At 70.1% G+C, this 14,859-nt stretch carries 9 protein-coding genes; 2 read left to right on the top strand and 7 right to left on the bottom strand.

Annotation, left to right across the window (positions count from 1 at the left end; all coding sequences use genetic code 11):
• Positions 1-268: 268 nt before the first annotated feature.
• Both AB0N14_RS08460 and AB0N14_RS08455 read right to left on the bottom strand, forming a co-directional pair.
• Positions 269-466 (bottom strand): acyl-CoA carboxylase subunit epsilon, encoded by a 198-nt coding sequence (locus tag AB0N14_RS08460; protein WP_103838056.1) that lies wholly within the window; start codon positions 464-466, stop codon positions 269-271.
• A gap of 57 nt (positions 467-523) precedes the next feature.
• Positions 524-2,116 carry an acyl-CoA carboxylase subunit beta gene (locus AB0N14_RS08455; protein WP_366024935.1) on the bottom strand — a complete coding sequence of 531 codons (1,593 nt, stop codon included), beginning with the start codon at positions 2,114-2,116 and terminating at the stop codon, positions 524-526.
• 424 nt (positions 2,117-2,540) lie between these two features.
• Between AB0N14_RS08455 and AB0N14_RS08450 the strand changes: the two genes are divergently transcribed.
• On the top strand, positions 2,541-3,143 hold the full coding sequence (locus tag AB0N14_RS08450; protein WP_366024934.1) for a YceI family protein: 603 nt from the start codon (positions 2,541-2,543) through the stop codon (positions 3,141-3,143).
• Between the two features lie 137 nt (positions 3,144-3,280).
• Here AB0N14_RS08450 and AB0N14_RS08445 read toward each other — a convergent pair whose 3' ends face one another.
• A complete protein-coding gene (locus tag AB0N14_RS08445; RefSeq protein WP_366024933.1) occupies positions 3,281-4,630 on the bottom strand; it encodes a hypothetical protein in 1,350 nt (449 codons plus the stop codon).
• Positions 4,631-4,713: 83 nt separating this feature from the next.
• Positions 4,714-7,740 carry a glycoside hydrolase family 3 N-terminal domain-containing protein gene (locus tag AB0N14_RS08440; protein ID WP_366024932.1) on the bottom strand — a complete coding sequence of 1,009 codons (3,027 nt, stop codon included), beginning with the start codon at positions 7,738-7,740 and terminating at the stop codon, positions 4,714-4,716.
• 251 nt (positions 7,741-7,991) lie between these two features.
• Here AB0N14_RS08440 and AB0N14_RS08435 point away from each other — a divergent pair, with 251 nt between their 5' ends.
• Positions 7,992-9,854 carry a ricin-type beta-trefoil lectin domain protein gene (locus AB0N14_RS08435; RefSeq protein WP_366024931.1) on the top strand — a complete coding sequence of 621 codons (1,863 nt, stop codon included), beginning with the start codon at positions 7,992-7,994 and terminating at the stop codon, positions 9,852-9,854.
• Between the two features lie 315 nt (positions 9,855-10,169).
• Here AB0N14_RS08435 and cimA read toward each other — a convergent pair whose 3' ends face one another.
• The 3 genes from cimA to AB0N14_RS08420 form a co-directional block, all read right to left on the bottom strand.
• The gene (gene cimA / locus AB0N14_RS08430) at positions 10,170-11,780 is read right to left on the bottom strand and encodes a citramalate synthase (RefSeq protein ID WP_366024930.1); all 1,611 of its coding nucleotides are present in this window, start codon (positions 11,778-11,780) and stop codon (positions 10,170-10,172) included.
• Positions 11,781-12,062: 282 nt separating this feature from the next.
• A complete protein-coding gene (locus tag AB0N14_RS08425; RefSeq protein ID WP_366024929.1) occupies positions 12,063-13,370 on the bottom strand; it encodes an MFS transporter in 1,308 nt (435 codons plus the stop codon).
• A 163-nt stretch (positions 13,371-13,533) separates the two neighbouring features.
• Complete coding sequence (locus tag AB0N14_RS08420; protein ID WP_366024928.1) at positions 13,534-14,622, bottom strand: branched-chain amino acid aminotransferase; 1,089 nt, start codon at positions 14,620-14,622, stop codon at positions 13,534-13,536.
• Between the last annotated feature and the right edge of the window lie 237 nt (positions 14,623-14,859).

Here is a 14,859-nt window from a genome sequence, read left to right as displayed (position 1 = left end):
AGGTTGCGGCTACCGGGCTGCGCCCCATATGCCGCACGCCGCCTGCGGGCCGTATGTGGCTGGTCGCGCAGTTCCCCGCGCCCCTATGGGGCGCCCCCCTTTGGGCCCCTCCTCAGGAAGGGCCCAAAATCTTTTTCCTCCGCGACGTCGAGACGCTTCGCGGCGATGTCCGGCGGTGCCGAACCGGCCGGGACCCCCTGTGCCTGCCCAGCAAGAAGGGCCCCTCCATGGCGGAAGGGCCCTTCAGGGACGGCTCAAGCGGCGCAGCCTACGCGTGCCAGCTGTGCGGGGCGCGGAAGCCCGGCTCGCGCTCGAGGCGGCGCCAGCCTGCCTTGGCGCGGCCCCGGTGGGACGCGGTCGTGGCAGGGGTCTGGGCCGCGGCGCGGGCCAGGAGGACGGCCGTGATGGCGGCCACTTCCTCGGGCTCGGCATGGCCCTTCTCGACGCGGATGTCAGGGTTGCTCATGGCTGTCAGTCTCCGTGAGAGAGGGGTCCGCGGGGTTGCCGCGGTGGGTCCGCCCGGTTACTGCGGGGGGTTGCCGTGCTTGCGGGACGGCAGGTCGGCGTGCTTCGCGTGCAGCATCGCCAGGGACCTGATCAGGACCTCGCGGGTCTCGGCCGGGTCGATGACGTCGTCCACCAGGCCCCGCTCGGCCGCGTAGTACGGGTGCATCAGCTCGGACTTGTACTCCTTGACCATCCGCGCCCGCACGGCCTCGGGGTCCCCCGCCTCGGCGATCTGGCGACGGAAGATGACGTTGGCCGCGCCCTCCGCGCCCATCACGGCGATCTCGTTGGTCGGCCAGGCATAGGTGAGGTCCGCCCCGATGGACTGGCTGTCCATCACGATGTACGCACCTCCGTACGCCTTGCGCAGGATCAGCGAGATCCGCGGCACGGTCGCGTTGCAGTACGCGTACAGCAGCTTCGCCCCGTGCCGGATGATGCCGCCGTGCTCCTGGTCGACGCCCGGAAGGAACCCGGGAACGTCCAGGAACGTCACCAACGGGATGTTAAAAGCGTCACACATCTGTACAAAGCGCGCAGCTTTTTCACTGGCCTCGATGTCGAGCACACCGGCGAGCGTCTGCGGCTGGTTGGCGATGATGCCGACCACCTGGCCGTCCAGCCGGCCCAGCGCGCAGATGATGTTCCGCGCCCAGCGCTCGTGGACCTCGAGGTACTCGCCGTCGTCGACGATCTCCTCGATCACCTTGGCCATGTCGTACGGACGGTTGCCGTCCGCCGGCACCAGGTCGAGCAGGACCTCCGAGCGGCGGTCGACGGGGTCGGCGCACTCCACCCGCGGCGGGTTCTCCCGGTTGTTCTGCGGGAGCAGGGAGAGGAGGTAGCGCACCTCGGCGATGCAGGTCTCCTCGTCGTCGTACGCGAAGTGGCAGACACCGCTGGTCTCGGCGTGGACGTCCGCGCCGCCCAGACCGTTCTGCGTGATCTCCTCGCCGGTCACCGCCTTGACCACGTCCGGGCCGGTGATGAACATCTGCGAGGTCTCACGGACCATGAACACGAAGTCCGTCAAGGCGGGGCTGTAGGCCGCGCCGCCCGCGCACGGGCCGAGCATCACCGAGATCTGCGGGATGACACCGGAGGCCTTGGTGTTGCGCTGGAAGATGCCGCCGTAGCCGGCGAGCGCGCTCACGCCCTCCTGGATACGGGCGCCCGCACCGTCGTTGAGGGAGACCAGCGGCGCTCCCGCCGCGATGGCCATGTCCATGATCTTGTGGATCTTGGTGGCGTGGGCCTCGCCCAGCGCGCCGCCGAAGATGCGGAAGTCGTGGGCGTAGACGAAGACCGTGCGGCCCTCCACCGTGCCCCAGCCGGTGATCACACCGTCGGTGTACGGCTTCTTCGACTCCAGGCCGAACCCGGTCGCCCGGTGCCGGCGCAGCTGCTCGACCTCCTGGAAGGAGCCGGGGTCCAGAAGCAGTTCGATGCGCTCCCGGGCGGTCAGCTTGCCCTTGGCGTGCTGCGCCTCGGTCGCCTTCTCGCTCGGGCCCGCGAGCGCCTGCTTGCGGATCTCGTGCAGTTCGGCGACCCGCCCGCGCGCGTCCGCGGGCTCGCTCCCGGAATCCACAGCCTCGTCCAAAACGGTCATGTAGCGACCTTACGAAGTCCACCAAGGAAAGCTCGCCGTCGACTCCGTACAGTCTCAGGCCCGTTTTCCTGGTAACCCTGAACAGAACACAGCCCGGATGCAGCCGTTCTGACTGCTCAGAGGGGATCGGCGTTGTCGGGCTCCCACAAAGCGGGAGACGCAGAGTGATCACACCTTGGTGGGCGGCACATGCCATCGCCCGAGTGACAAGGGGAACCTCGAACGGCCGCAGCGGCCTGCCCACGATACCGGTCGATCCGAAGCCCACGTGCCGCCGCGCCTCCGTGAGCGACACACACTCGATGATGTTGAAACTCGAACGGAATAGGTCTAACGTCTCTCCCGTTGAGCTCGTTGAAGATTAAACAGCTTCGAGCCGCGGCCTCCCTCCGGGACCGCGATCCGTCCCCCAAAGGAGCACGTCATGAGCATCTTCAGCCGCAAGAGCAGCACCGAGACCGCACCGGCCGCCGGAGTGAACCCCGACCTCGCCGCCCTGACCGGCGAGTACACGCTGGACCCGGCGCACAGCACCATCGGGTTCGTGGCCCGGCACGCGATGGTCACCAACGTCAAGGGCAGCTTCAAGGACTTCTCCGGCACCCTGCACCTGGACGGCTCGGACCCGTCGAAGTCCACGGCTTCCATCGACGTGAAGATGGACAGCATCGAGACCGGCTCCGCGGACCGCGACAACCACCTCAAGAGCTCCGACTTCTTCAGGATCGACGAGCACCCGACGATGACGTTCCGCTCCACCCGCGCGGAGGCGCTCGGCGGCGACGAGTACCGGATCACCGGCGACCTCACGATCCTCGGCACGACCAAGCCGATCACCATCGAGCTGGAGTTCAACGGCGCGGCCAAGGACCCGTTCGGCAACGAGCGCGTCGGCTTCGAGGGCAAGGCGGAGATCCTGCGCTCCGAGTGGGGCCTGACCTGGAACGCGGCCCTCGAGACGGGCGGTGTGCTGGTCTCCGACAAGATCAAGCTGGTCTTCGACATCTCGGCGATCAAGCAGGCGTAACCTCGCCGGAGCCACCGCGAGCGCCCGCCCTCCCGGATCAGGAGGGCGGGCGCTCGCGTCTTCCCCTGGCCTCTGCTCGCGCTCCGGGCCGGTCCCCTCTGGTGCCGTCGCCGGCGGTCGCGGGAATGGGCAGGCGGTCAGAACCCCCCGCTGAAGTCCCCGCCGCCTCCGCCGAAGTCCCCTCCCCCGCCGTCGCCGAAGCCGCCGCCGAAGTCCCCGGGGTCGAAGTCGGCGCCCGAGACGTCGCCGCCCTCGTACCCGCCGAAGTCGCCGTAGCCGGTGCCGTAGTCGGCGGCGTACGAGGGGGTGGCCATCATGCTGCCGAGCAGCGTGCCGACGAGCAGGCCCGGCAGGAGGCCGCCGCCGAAGTAGCCGCCCGCCCAGGGTCCGTAGGCGGGGCCGGCGTCCCAGTACGGACGGCGGCCGTACTCCGTGTCCACCTCGCGGATCATGGGGTCGCGGCCGTCGGCCAGACGAGCCCGGTCGGCCGCGCAGACCGGGACCTCGCGCGGGGCGCCGCCCGGAGGCGTCCAGGTCGCGTCGGCGACGGACGGGCCGTGGCGCGGGTCGAAGAAGCAGGGCGCCCGGCGCTCGGGCAGCGGCCGGCCCTCGCGGCGGGCCGCGAGCGTCGCCAGCGCGAACCGGCCGTCCTCCAAGGCCTGGGTCACGGCCTTCACGTCCTCCGGGCGCCGCGCCGCCGCCATGGCCGACTTCGCCTCCTCGTACGCGTCCAGGGCGCGTGCGTAGTCCGCGCGCATCGCGTCGTCGGCGCCCGGCTCCCCCAGCCGGAAGTCGAGGCGGTCGAGTTCCTCGCCGAAGGCGGTGATGTCCTCGTCCACCACGACGCGCAGCTTCTCCAGCGCGGCCTCCTGCTCCTCCTCGCGCCGGCGCCGGCCGCGCCGTACGAGCATGTAGGCGCCGGTGCCGCCGAGCACCAGGACCACGGCGAGCGTGATCAGCGCGGTGGACGACACCCCGTGGTTGCTGCGGGAGGTACCCCAGGTCGAGGGGGCGTGTCCGCCGACGTTGGCGAGGGCACGGTCGGTGAAGTCGTTCAGCTGGGCCTTGGCGGTCTCGCCCTGGACGCTGGTGACCAGGTTCCGCACGGCGCTGTGCCCGAGGACCGAGGAGTCGGCGCGGGCGTCGAAGCGGTCGCCGAGGCGGACGCCGTACAGGCCGGTGATGCCGGTGGCCGTGCGCAGGTCGGCGAAGAGGTCCCGCGTCGGGTAGTCGGCGGGCAGGACCACGAGGAAGACCGGCTTGCCCGCGTCCTCGATCTTCTTGGCGAGCGCGTCGGCGTCCGCGACGGACAGCTGCCGGGAGGCGGCCGGATCGACGTACACGGGACCGCTGCGGAGCGCCTGTGCGATGGCGGAGACGTCCGTGGCGGCCTGCGCGCGGGGCGCTCCGGTGGACAGCACCGTGAGCACGGCCATGAGCAGGGCGACCAGCGGTACGACCAGTCCTCGACGGAGCACGGCGTTCATACTCCGAACCTACCGGAAGGCGCCCGAACCGGATATCGGTGCGGGTGGGCGGCAACGCACCGCCCACCCGTACCGGGTTTCCGTCAGGCCGCAGCGCGGTAGGCCTGCGTCAGCTCGGCCACGGCTGCCGCGTACCTGCCCGTCAGCAGCAGGTGGTCGGCGTCGGCGAAGGGTTTCGCGATCGCCGCGGTCATCGTCGATCCCGCCTTCTGCTGGACGAGCAGCCGGGCCCTGGTGACGATCTCGCGTCCGGCCCGGTCGGAGCCCGTCCTCTCGGCCGCGGCGGCCGCGAACGCGAGCGCCTTCAGGGTCGCCGTGCCTCCCTCGGGGACCTTGGCCAGCGTGGTGAGCCCCCACCCGTACGGGAACTGCGGGTCGTACGAGGCGTCGCCGACGTTGATCGGCAGCTGGTTCTCCGACCGCGGCCAGGTGACGGGGAGCTGCCCGGTGAAGGGCCGCCTGCCGTAGAGGACGTCCGCCACGCCGTCGCCCTCGGTCCCGGGCAGCCAGGACGCCACGAGCGCGTCGATCTCGCCGAGCCGGTCGCCGATGATCTGCGGGCGCCCGGAGACGATCAGCACCGCGCACTTCATGGCCCCGCACACCTTGTCGACGGCGGCCTGGTCGGCGGCGGAGAGCCGCAGGTCGTGCCCGTTGCCGACGTCACCGACACCCTCGGCGTAGGGGGTCTCGCCGACGACGACCACGCCGACGTCGTAGCCGTTCGTCGGTGCCGAGGCGTCCTTGGAGTAGGTGATGGTCGTGTCCGGCGCGGCCTTCCGCATGCCCTGCAGGATGGTCGTGCCCTGGGTGTGGGTGCCGGAGGCGCCCTGCCAGGTGAGGGTCCAGCCGCCGGTCTGGTTGCCGAGGTCGTCGGCGTTGGAGCCGGCGACGTACACCTTCTGGTTCTTCTTCAGTGGCAGCACACCGTGCGCGTTCTTCAGCAACACCTGGGACTCGGCGGCCGCCTGCCGGGCCACGGCCCGGTGGGCCGCCGAGCCGATCCGCGCGGCACCGGTGGTGTCGGCGTAGGGGTGCTCGAAGAGCCCCAGCCTGAACTTCTGCGTGAGGATGCGGGAGACGGCGTCGTCGATGCGCCGCTCGCTGATGTGCCCGGCCTTCACCTCGTCGACGAGTGTCGTGCGGAAGTCCTTGTACGTGTACGGCACCATCATCATGTCGACGCCCGCGTCGACCGCCGAGCGGACGTGGGCCGCGTAGTCGCCGGGGAGCTGGTCGATGGCGTTCCAGTCGCTGATGACGAAGCCGTCGAAGCCCATTCGGCCCTTGAGCACACCGTTGATCATGTCGCCGCGGGCGTGCATCTTCACGGGGCCCTGGCCGTCGCCGACGACGTCGAGCGAGGAGTACGACGGCATGACCGAGCCGATGCCGCGCCGGACGGCCGTCTCGTACGGCGCCAGGTGGACGGCCTCCAGCTGCTGCCGGGTGACCGTGGTGACGCCCTGGTCGATGGTGTAGGAGCCGGTGGTGGACGAGCCGTAGGCGGTGCCGCCGTCGCCGACGAAGTGCTTGGCGGTGGCGAGCACCTTGTCGTCGCGGCTCAGGTCGCGCCCGTCCGGGCTTCCCTGCAGGCCCTGGATGATCGTCTCCATGGACTGCACGAGCGCCGGGTCCTCGCCGAAGGACTCGTAGGAGCGGCCCCAGCGTTCGTCACGGGTGACGCACAGGCAGGGCGCGAAGTCCCAGGGGACGCCGGTGGCGCGTACCTCGGAGGCGGTCACCGCCCCGGTTTTCTCGGCCAGTTCGGGATCTCTGGTCGCTCCGATGCCGATGTTGTGCGGCATGATCGTGGCGCCGGTGAGGTTGTTGTGGCCGTGCACCGCGTCCACGCCGTAGATCAGCGGGATCTGGAAGCGGGTGGCCTGCGCCTGGAGCTGGAAGCCGTCGATCATCTTCGCCCAGGCCTCGGGGGTGTTGGGCGTGGGGGTGGAGCCGCCGCCCGAGAGGAGTGAGCCGAGGGCATAGGTGGCGATGTCGCCCTGGTCGGTGAGGGCGGCGCGCTCGGCCTGGGTCATCTGGCCGGCCTTCTCCTCCAGGCTCATGCGGGAGAGGAGGTCCGCGACGCGTTTCCCGACGGGCAACTTGGTGTCCAGGTACGGCAGTCCGTGGGCGTCGATGACCACCTGGGGTGTCTCGGCCGGGGCCTTGGCTCCGGTGACCGTCAGCTTGACGGGGATGGTCTCGGCGGGCTCGGCGGACCTGTCCTTCAGGGTGGGGACCTGGATGGTCCGGGAGGCGCCGGAGGCGGTGCCCGCGGGGAAGGTGAGCGTGCCGGAGACCGGGGTGTAGTCCTTGCCGGGCTCGGCGCTGCCGCCGCCGGTCTCGTACCGCACGGTCACGGGCTCGTCGATCGGAGCGGAGCCGGTGGTGGCGACGGTGACCCTGACGGTCGCCGTTCCGCCCTCCTTGACCGGGTGGACCGGGGCGTCGGTGGTGACGGAGGCGCGCAGCGACTGGTCGGCCTTGCCGTACAGCTCTACGTCGTCCATCGCGAAGTGCCCCTTGACGCCGACCGGCAGGGTGACGGCGTACCCCCACATCTGTGTCAGACCGAGGACGTGGTCGATACCGCCGACCGGCTGGTAGTCCGTGCGATAGGTGAAGTCGGTGAAGGGGATCTCGACCTGTTTCCAGCCGGTGAAGTCGTCGGTGAAGGAGGTCGTCCACAGCTCCGACGCCTCGCCGTTCGCGCCGCCGTCCTTGATCTCGAAGGCGATCTTCTTGCCGTTGTCCTGGCCGTCCCACCAGAAGCGGATTCCCTTGTGGGCGGACCAGTCGTGGGCCGGCTGGTCCGCCGCGAAGTCGTGCGTGAAGCCGCCGTAGCCGCTGATGTCGTAGCTGCCGGTGAGGACCTTGGCGCCCTCCGGGGCGTCGGCGCGGTCGGCCAGTTGGAGCGTGGGCGGGTCGTCGCTGTCGCCGCCCCAGGTGAAGATGCCCTCCGCCGGCTGCTGGGCGAAGGGCACCTCACCTTCGAAGCGGTCGACGGGGACAGGTGCGGGGGCGGGATCGTCGGCCGCGCGCGCCGACGCCAGGGGGATCAGGGCGGTGAGCAGGGTGGCGGAGGCGAGCAGGGCGGTTCTTCGCATGGACGGACCTTCCCTCGACTCATCGAGTCGTCATGGTTCACTCATGACTTAGATCACGCCGTGAGTTAACTAGGGCCCCGGACACCCGTCAAGACTTCCACGTCAGAACGGGCGCAGACACAACTCCCTGCCGGATCAGGACCCTTGTCACTTCAAATTCTGAACGCGCACCCCCTTGACGCGTATACGAAGCCGTCATTTACTCACGCCTCGCACGCCCCCATCCCCCACCTCCAGAAGGGCGGCGCTCCATGAACAGACACACGCGCACGGGCCGGCTGCTGCTCGCCGGACTGCTCACCGCGGCCGGGTTCGCGGCGGCCACGCCGGCGCACGCGGCCGGTGAACAGGTCACCGCCTGGCTCACCACGACCGACGACTCGGGCGGGCGCCATGTGGTGCGGGGTCTGCAGCCGCAGACGCCGTTCGCCTTCCAGTCCGGAACCGGTGGCGGCGGTGAGAACATCACCGTCGACGAGAACACGCGCTATCAGACGTTCACCGGCGGCGGGGCGTCCTTCACGGACACCGCGGCCTGGCTGATGAACAGCAGCGGGGCGCTCACGCAGGCGACGCGGGACGCGACGATGCGGAAGCTGTTCTCGCCGACGGACGGGATCGGCCTGTCGTTCCTGCGCAATCCGATGGGCGCCTCCGACCTGGCGCGCTACGGATACACGTACGACGACGTGCCGGCCGGTCAGACCGACCCGTCGCTGGCGAAGTTCTCCATCGCCCACGACCTGGCGGACGTGGTGCCGCTGACGAGGCAGGCGCTCCAGCTGAACCCGCAGCTGACGGTGATGGCCTCCCCGTGGACGGCGCCCGCCTGGATGAAGGACAGCGGGCAGCTCAACGGGGGCTGGCTGAAGGCGGAGAACTACGGGGCGTACGCCTCGTACTTCGTGAAGTACCTCCAGGCCTACCGGGACCAGGGCATCCCCGTCTCGTACGTCACCGCCCAGAACGAGCCGACGTGCTGCTCGGGTTATCCGTCGATGAGCTGGAACGCGTCCGGTCTCGCCTACTTCACGAAGAACGAGCTGCTGCCGAGGCTCCAGTCGGCGGGTCTGACGACGAAGGTGCTGGCGCACGACTGGAACTGGGACACGTACGACTCCTACGCCGCCCAGACGGTGGACGACGCGGCCATCCGCTCGCACCCGAACTTCGGCGGGATCGCCTGGCACGGGTACGGGGGCGACGTGACGAAGCAGACGGCCGTCCACAACCAGTACCCGCAGCTGGACGCGTTCGGCACGGAGCACTCGGGCGGCACCTGGATCGCGAACCAACAGCGCGAGGACATGCTCAACATCGTCGACTACACCCGGAACTGGGCGAAGTCCGTGACGAAGTGGTCGCTGGCCGTCGACCAGAACATGGGGCCGCACAACGGCGGCTGCGGCACCTGCACCGGACTGATCACGGTCCACAACGGGGACGGTGCGAGCGGGACGGTCGACTACACGATCGAGTACTACACGATGGGGCATCTGACGAAGTTCGTACGGCCGGGCGCGCAGCGCATCGCCTCCACCGCGTCGTCGTCCGTGCCGAACGTGGCGTGGCGGAACCCGGACGGTTCGAAGGCACTGATCGCGTACAACGACGCCACGTCGGCGAAGACGGTGACGATCGACTGGGGCGGACAGCACGCGACATACTCGCTGCCGGGGAAGACGTCGGCGACGTTCACGTGGTCGGGTGCGCAGTCGGGCGGCGTCGACCGGTCGGGGGCGTTCGTGGGGCTCGCGGGCAAGTGTCTGGACGTGGCGGGGGCGTCGAACGCCAACGGCACGGCCGTGCAGCTCTACGACTGCAACGGGAGCGCCGCGCAGCAGTGGACGGTGAGGGCCGACGGGTCGATCCAGGCGCTCGGGAAGTGCCTGGACGTGACATCCGGGTCGACGGCTGACGGGGCGAAGGTGCAGTTGTACGACTGCAACGGCACGGGAGCGCAGCAGTGGTCGTACAACTCGTCGACGGGTGACGTGGTGAACATCGCGGCGAACAAGTGCCTCGACGTCACGGACAACTCGTCGGCGAACGGGGCGCGGGCGCAGATCTGGTCGTGCACGGGTGCGGCGAACCAGAAGTGGCGGTTGCAGTAGCCCGGCCGGGGGTTGCTCGCCCCCGCCGCCCCTACCCGTCCCACCTCCAGGGGCTCCAGCAGGGGGACGTAGTCCCCGCCGGGGGGCGGGGGCGGCCCCCGGCGGGGTTGAACGCCCCGCGGGGCTCCGCCCCGCAGCCCGGGCGGGGACTGCGCCCCCTGCACCCCTCGCAGGGCTCCGTCCCTGCACCCAGCCGGAGGCTCCGCCCCAGGCCCCGTCCGGGGCTCCGCCCCCGCACCCCGTGCCGTATGGCCGGCAGCGGGGGCGGCCTGGGGGCGGCAGCCCCCCGGCGCGGGAGCACGGGTGGCTCGGGGGCTACTCCGCCGGCTCCACGCCGGCCCGCAGCAGGCCGTATGTGTACGCGTCCTCCAGGGCCTGCCACGATGCCGCGATCACGTTCTCCGCGACGCCCACCGTGGACCATTCGCCCTTGCCGTCCGACGTGGAGATCAGGACGCGGGTCGTGGACTGGGTGCCGTGCTTGCCCTCCAGGATGCGGACCTTGTAGTCGACCAGCTCCAGGGCGGCCAGCTCCGGGTAGATCTTCTCCAGGGCCACGCGGAGGGCGCGGTCCAGGGCGTTCACCGGGCCGTTGCCCTCCGCCGTCGCCACGATCCGCTCGCTCTTCGCCCACAGCTTCACCGTGGCCTCGTTGGCGTGCGTGCCGTCCGGGCGGTCCTCGACGATCGCCCGCCAGGACTCCGTGCGGAAGTAGCGCAGCGGCTTGCCCGCCACCTCCTCGCGGAGGAGCAGTTCGAAGCTCGCGTCCGCCGCCTCGTACGTGTAGCCCTTGAGTTCCCGCTCCTTGACGCGCTCGACCACCCGGCCCACCAGCTCGCGGTCGCCGCCCAGATCGATGCCCAGTTCCTTGCCCTTGAGCTCCACCGAGGCCCGGCCCGCCATGTCGGAGACCAGCATCCGCATGGTGTTGCCGACCAGTTCCGGGTCGATGTGCTGGTACAGGTCCGGGTCCACCTTGATGGCCGAGGCGTGCAGGCCCGCCTTGTGGGCGAAGGCCGAGACGCCCACGTACGGCTGGTGGGTGGAGGGGGTGAGGTTGACGACCTCCGCGATCGCGTGGCTGATGCGCGTCATCTCGCGCAGACGGCCTTCCGGCAGCACCTTCTTGCCGTACTTCAGCTCCAGGGCCGCCACCACCGGGAACAGGTTGGCGTTGCCCACCCGCTCGCCGTACCCGTTCGCCGTGCACTGCACGTGCGTCGCACCCGCGTCCACCGCCGCGAGGGTGTTCGCAACCGCGCAGCCCGTGTCGTCCTGGGCGTGGATGCCGAGCCGGGCACCCGTGTCCGCCAGCACCGTGGAGACCACCGCGTGGACCTGGGCCGGCAGCATGCCGCCGTTCGTGTCGCAGAGGATGACCACGTCCGCGCCCGCCTCGGCCGCCGTACGCACCACCGACTTGGCGTACGCGGCGTTCGCCCGGTAGCCGTCGAAGAAGTGCTCGCAGTCGACGAAGACCCGCCGGCCCTGCGCCCGCAGGTGGGACACCGTGTCGCGGATCATCTCCAGGTTCTCGTCAAGCGTCGTGCGCAGCGCCAGTTCGACATGGCGGTCGTGGGACTTGGCGACCAGCGTGATCACCGGAGCCCCCGAGTCCAGCAGTGCCTTGACCTGCGGGTCCTCCGCGGCCTTGCCGCCCGCGCGGCGCGTCGCGCCGAAGGCCACCAACTGGGCGTGCCGGAAGTCGATCTCCTGCTGGGCGCGCGCGAAGAACTCGGTGTCCCGCGGGTTCGCGCCGGGCCAGCCGCCCTCGATGAAGCCCACGCCGAAGTCGTCCAGGTGCCGTGCGATGGCCAGCTTGTCCGCGACGGTGAGGTTGATCCCCTCGCGCTGCGCGCCGTCGCGCAGCGTCGTGTCGAAGACGTGGAACGAGTCGTCGAGCTCGCTGGTTGCCGTCTCGGTCATGGTCTCAAGGCTCCTGTTTTGGATCTCGGTCTTACCGGAATGACCGGTTCCACCGTCCCCCCATACTCCCTCGCGCTCCGCCCCCGGCTGAAGGTGGGCCAGGAAACGAAAAAACCCCTCGCGGGTGCGAGAGGTCTGCGCGCGGGTCGAGGACGACGGTGGCCACCCGTACCTGGTCGTACGTGGCGGTCACTGCGGACCGGCGCGCCTGCTGCCAATAATCATGGCGAACGAGAGCACGAGGGCAGTTTGGCACAGTCCGCCCCCGCGCTCACCGCCGTCTCAGGATGCGGTCGTCAAGGAGGAGGACCGCGCGTCCTTCATCCGGGTGAGGTCCAGGTCCCTGGTCTCCCGCATGGTGACGTACACGACCAGGGAGACGGCCGCACAGGCCGCGACGTACCAGAAGAAGCCGGACTCGGCGCCCGCGTCCTTGAACCACAGCGCGACGTATTCCGCCGTTCCGCCGAACAGGGCGTTGGCCACCGCATAGGGAAGCGCCACACCCAGCGCGCGGACGCGCGTCGGGAACAGCTCGGCCTTCACACAGGCGTTGATCGAGGTGTATCCGGTGACCACGACCAGGGCCAGCAGGGCCAGGCCCAGCGCCGGCCAGAAGCTGTCCGCGTGCTTCAGCAACGTCATGATCGGGACCGTCAGCAGCGTCGAGCCGACGGCGAAGGTGATCAGCAGCGGGCGGCGGCCGATCCGGTCGGAGAGCCGGCCGGCGAGCGGCTGGAGGCAGGCGAAGACGATCAGCGCGGTGAAGGAGACCAGGGTCGCGGTCTGTTTGGGCAGGCCCGCCGAGTTCGACAGATACTTCGTCAGATACGTGGTGTAGGTGTAGTACGCGACCGTGCCTCCCATCGTCAGCGCGATCACCAGGAACGCCTCGCGCTTGTGCCGCCACAGCGCGCGCAGCGTGCCGCGCTCCTCGCCTTCCCTCTCGTCGGCCTCGGCCTCGTAGACGTCCGTCTCCAGCATGTTCCGGCGCAGATAGAAGACCACCGCCGCGCCGAGGGCGCCCAGCACGAACGGGATGCGCCAGCCGTAGTCGTGCAGCGCGTCGCCGGACATCGTGCGCTGGAGGACGATCTGCAGGCCTAGGCCGACGATCTGCCCGGCGGTCATCGACACGTACTGGAAGCTGGAGGCGAAGCCGCGCCTGCGCGGGTCGGACGCCTCGGTCAGGTAGGTCGCGCTGGCCGCGTACTCGCCGCCCACCGACAGCCCCTGGAGCAGTCGGGCGACGAGCAGCACCGCTGCGCCGCCGTATCCGGCGACGGCGTACGTCGGCGCGATCGCGATGAGGATCGCGGAGGCGGACATCAGCGTGACCGTGAGGGTCAGCGCGGCCTTGCGGCCCCTGCGGTCACCGACCCGGCCGAGCAGCCAGCCGCCGACCGGGCGCATGAAGAAACCGACCGCGAAGATGCCCGCGGTGTTCATGAGCTGGGCCGTGGGGTCGTCGTCGGGGAAGAACGCCCCCGCGAAGTAGGTGGCGAAGCTGGCGTAGACGAACCAGTCGTACCACTCCACCATGTTGCCGGCCGAGCCGATCCAGATCTTCTTCCAGTGCTCTCGTCCCATGGGCCGTAACGTGCCGGGCGTTCGCGGGTGCGACAAGAGCGCCTCGGGTTTCGTTCATTGCGTGCATGACGCATGCGCGGGCCGGCCGCCTGCTCCCGTGCGGAGAAAGGAGAGCCGCCCCGGAGTGAAGTCCGGGGCGGCCCCTGAAGAGGTGCGGCGGGCGTCAGCCCAGCTTGTGCATCCAGCCGTGCGTGTCCTCGCGCGTGCCCCGCTGGATGTCGAGCAGCGCCTCGCGGAGCTTCAGGGTGACCTCGCCCGGCTCGCCGCCCGACTGCTTCCACTCGGCGGTGGCGCGCTTGACCGTGCCGACCGGGGTGATGACCGCGGCGGTGCCGCAGGCGAAGACCTCGGTGAGGGTGCCGTTCTCGGAGTCGGCCTGCCACTGGTCGATGGAGATGCGACCCTCCTCGGCCTCGTAGCCGAGGTCGCGGGCGACCGTCAGCAGGGAGTCACGGGTGACGCCCTCCAGGATGGAACCGGTCAGCTTCGGAGTGACGATCTTGTTGCCGTACACGAAGTACAGGTTCATGCCGCCGAGCTCCTCGACCCACTTGTGCTCCACGGCGTCGAGGTAGCAGACCTGGTCGCAGCCCTTGGCGGCGGCCTCGGCCTGGGCGAGCAGGGAGGCCGCGTAGTTGCCGCCGGTCTTGGCGTCACCCATGCCGCCGGGGACGGCGCGGACGCGGTCCTCGGACGCCCAGATGGAGACGGGCTTCACACCGCCCGGGAAGTACGCGCCGGCCGGGGAGGCGATGACCAGGAAGAGGTACTCGTTGGCGGGCTTGACGCCCAGGCCGACCTCGGTGGCGATCATGAAGGGGCGCAGGTAGAGGGACTCCTCACCGCCGTGCGCCGGCACCCACGCCTTGTCCTGCTGTACGAGCAGGTCACACGCCTCGATGAAGGTCTCCACCGGCAGCTCGGGCATCGCGAGGCGCTTGGCGGAACGCTGGAAGCGCAGGGCGTTCATCTCCGGGCGGAAGGTGGCGACGGAGCCGTCGGGCCGGCGGTAGGCCTTGAGACCCTCGAAGATCTCCTGCGCGTAGTGCAGGACGTTGGTGGCCGGGTCGAGGGAGATGGGCGCGTAGGGGACGAGCTGACCGTCGTGCCAGCCCCGCCCCTCGGTCCACCTGATCGTCACCATGTGGTCGGTGAAGTGGCGGCCGAACCCGGGGTTGGCCAGGATCGCCTCCCGCTCCGCGTCGGAGAGCGGGTTGGAGGAGGGCTTCAGCTCGATCGTGGGCGTCGTCATGTGTGGTTGTCCTTCACCGGTTGTCGTGACGGGCCGCGCTCACTCCCGCACCGGCAGTGGCCGGTGCTAGGACGTCCGAGCATTCCCTCAATCCGCGGCTCCGCGTTCGATTATGGCAAGCGGGTGGGGGCGGACGAAACGGTGTGAATACGGCCCTAGGGGTAGCACAGGGGTGGGTCGATGGTGACACCCGGCGAGGGCATGGGAAAGCCGCCGGGTGTTGCGACCCGGCGGCCT

Origin of the sequence: Streptomyces sp. NPDC051104 (genome assembly GCF_040682835.1) — a bacterium.
In the GTDB taxonomy this organism is placed as follows: domain Bacteria; phylum Actinomycetota; class Actinomycetes; order Streptomycetales; family Streptomycetaceae; genus Streptomyces; species Streptomyces cynarae.
The sequence above is the reverse complement of the archived record's forward strand: the minus strand, read 5'-3'. Positions and strand labels throughout refer to the sequence as shown.